Here is a 2,246-nt window from a genome sequence, read left to right on the forward strand (position 1 = left end):
GTTTGCTAGTCCTTGTGTCACCTACGCGGTAAGGACGTGCGAATCTGTGTGCGCTGGGTGGAATTAGTCACCGTGTAGGCTTTGCTGAACCGTATTTCAGGTGCACCGAATTAGTTGGGGGCGGCATGGCACTTAGCTCGGCGATTGGTCCAACTCCGTCTATGCGTGAGTATCTGAACAAATGGGCAAGGGAATATTGTCCTCTCTTAAAGCAAAAGCAAACCTTCAACTGGAAGGAGGATGTCTCTTGGTAACAATCCATCGCTCTCAGGGGAAGATGCTATGGATGACATCGATTTTACTCAGTATCATAATTTTGGTGACCTCATGTTCTTTTTTCAAGGAAAACTATCCCATTCCAGAGGATCGACTTTTCGGCACTTGGGTCCACCAAGATTCCAAAGGGAACAAAACTTCAATGGACTTGAACGAAGATATGTCGATTGAAATCACAAATGTTCCACGTGAAGTAATTCCAGATTATGCGTCTTTATTTTCAGTCGATGAACTTGACTGGACTGACACTTTGAACGCTTCGGGATCATGGAGTTCAGGTTTTAATAAGTCAGCAAACTATTCCTACATCTCTGCTGACTTCATCGATCTAATTGCATTGTTTAAATTGTATACCGAAGAAGAAGGTTCGAAAATATCGATTTATATCCCAATTGGCGATCCGGATTCCGGGGTTTTCTTCCGTTTCACCCGAGCTGCTAGCCAGGCTTCGTCGGGTTAGCGCACACGAACTCGGCACTGCCTGACAATGCGGTAAAGTTGTCATTTTCAGAATCATCTGCACAGAATCTAGTACTTGGTTGCACGTCCCTGAGGGGCCTATAGGCGGACCGCCCGCGGGCTATTTTCCCGACGTGGACCTTGTGTGACTTAGAATTATTTAAGTGGTGTCAATGTTCAGTTAATTGATCGTTATTGAATATATTGGAGCGCATGATGGGATCAGACGAGACATTTAGGGAATATCTACTGCAAAACCCCCCAGGGATGCTTATGATTGACGCCGATACTCTATGGGTTGGAGTAGGATGCCTTGCTGAGGCGTTTGACATCGCTAAGAAATTGAGCTTGTGCGTTACAGCTCTTGAAGGGTTTTGGTGTGAGAAAGGTTATATAGTTCCCGATATGGAGGCAATTGTTTGTGGCTTCCAGTTTAGTGGTTCATGGGGTGATATTGTCGAAGAAAATGCTCGTCAGATTCGTCCATTTGCCGAAATACTGAAGGAAAACAAAGCAAGTTTTTTTGAATTGTTTTTGATGGATGAACATGAATACAAGTCAAGCGAAGAATGAATCTACTTGTCTGACCCGATGGATGTTGGCAGCTGCCTTACCCGCGTGGATCTATGAATCAAGGCTGCGGTCATCTGTCGATGGGTTACTGCGCTACGTGAGGATCACGTCTGATTGGATCTATTCTGTCAGTGCTGGATGCCTACGACGCTGGCGCTGCTTGGAATTGTAAGCGTAGCCCGGTTGATGACTGAAATGGCCAATAGGATCTAAGCGGGAATTTTCCTTGCCCAAGTGGGAGCCGCGACCTGTATCAGGACTACGTTGTCATTTTCAGAAGTCGTCTGCACAGCCTGGAGATGCCCCGAAATTCGGGCTCTCTGCGGGCGCTGATGAACTTGTAGAGTTACGGCACCATCCTGGAATCCATGTTGGGTAACTTCCCCTCGTGTTTCGAAAGCTGGGTTTAGGGACAAAATGCGCCCGAGCTAATCGACAATGTGCACTTGAATATTACGGAGATCAACTGATGAGAGCTGCAATTCGTTGGCTTGGTAGCCTCGATGTCGATGACATGGACTCTTGGAGACCCAAGGAAGAAAGTTGGTCAGTAGGCATTCGGCTTCTGGCCGGACCATTGGAAGAACCAGGAGAAGAGTCCTTCGATATTACGGTCTGCAGCACTGCCTGGATTGATGAGCTGATTGCCCGTGATGGTATTTGGAATGGAAGGCATCATCTCATTGTGGATGGCTTCAATTGGCAACGCATTCGTTCGTATATAGTCGGCCATGTGAATGCCTGCCAAGGACCGACGTGGAGCGAGGTCGCAGAACAACTGAGTAGATTGGGCTACTGGGAATTTGAGAACTATCAACCATAGTGCCAGGTTTCAGGACTCTGGACACGCTCTGGTGACGGGTTCGGGGTTCGTCGATTTTTCGGGGTTTTTCTTGATAAAAGCCTGTTAATTTTGCCCGTTATTCGATATAATAGAT

At 46.9% G+C, this 2,246-nt stretch carries 3 protein-coding genes; all 3 read left to right on the forward strand.

Annotation, left to right across the window (positions count from 1 at the left end; translation table 11 throughout):
* Positions 1-418: 418 nt before the first annotated feature.
* The 3 genes from RY113_RS18325 to RY113_RS18335 all read left to right on the forward strand — a co-directional run bounded on the left by RY113_RS18325 (position 419) and on the right by RY113_RS18335 (position 2,131).
* The gene (locus RY113_RS18325) at positions 419-736 is read left to right on the forward strand and encodes a hypothetical protein (RefSeq protein WP_315915818.1); all 318 of its coding nucleotides are present in this window, start codon (positions 419-421) and stop codon (positions 734-736) included.
* Between the two features lie 212 nt (positions 737-948).
* Entirely contained in the window at positions 949-1,308 is a 360-nt protein-coding gene (locus RY113_RS18330; RefSeq protein WP_110106854.1) for a hypothetical protein, read from the forward strand.
* A 469-nt stretch (positions 1,309-1,777) separates the two neighbouring features.
* Positions 1,778-2,131, forward strand: coding sequence for an Imm8 family immunity protein (locus RY113_RS18335; RefSeq protein ID WP_110106853.1), 354 nt, complete (start codon positions 1,778-1,780; stop codon positions 2,129-2,131).
* Positions 2,132-2,246: the final 115 nt, after the last annotated feature.

Origin of the sequence: Arthrobacter sp. lap29 (genome assembly GCF_032458965.1) — a bacterium.
Lineage (GTDB): Bacteria > Actinomycetota > Actinomycetes > Actinomycetales > Micrococcaceae > Specibacter > Specibacter psychrochitiniphilus.

Excerpts from the sequence above, each read along its gene's own strand:
- RY113_RS18325 (WP_315915818.1), top strand. The coding sequence starts at position 419 with ATGGACTTGAACGAAGATATGTCGATTGAAATCACAAATGTTCCACGT.
- RY113_RS18335 (WP_110106853.1), top strand. The coding sequence starts at position 1,778 with ATGAGAGCTGCAATTCGTTGGCTTGGTAGCCTCGATGTCGATGACATG.
- RY113_RS18330 (WP_110106854.1), top strand. The coding sequence starts at position 949 with ATGATGGGATCAGACGAGACATTTAGGGAATATCTACTGCAAAACCCC.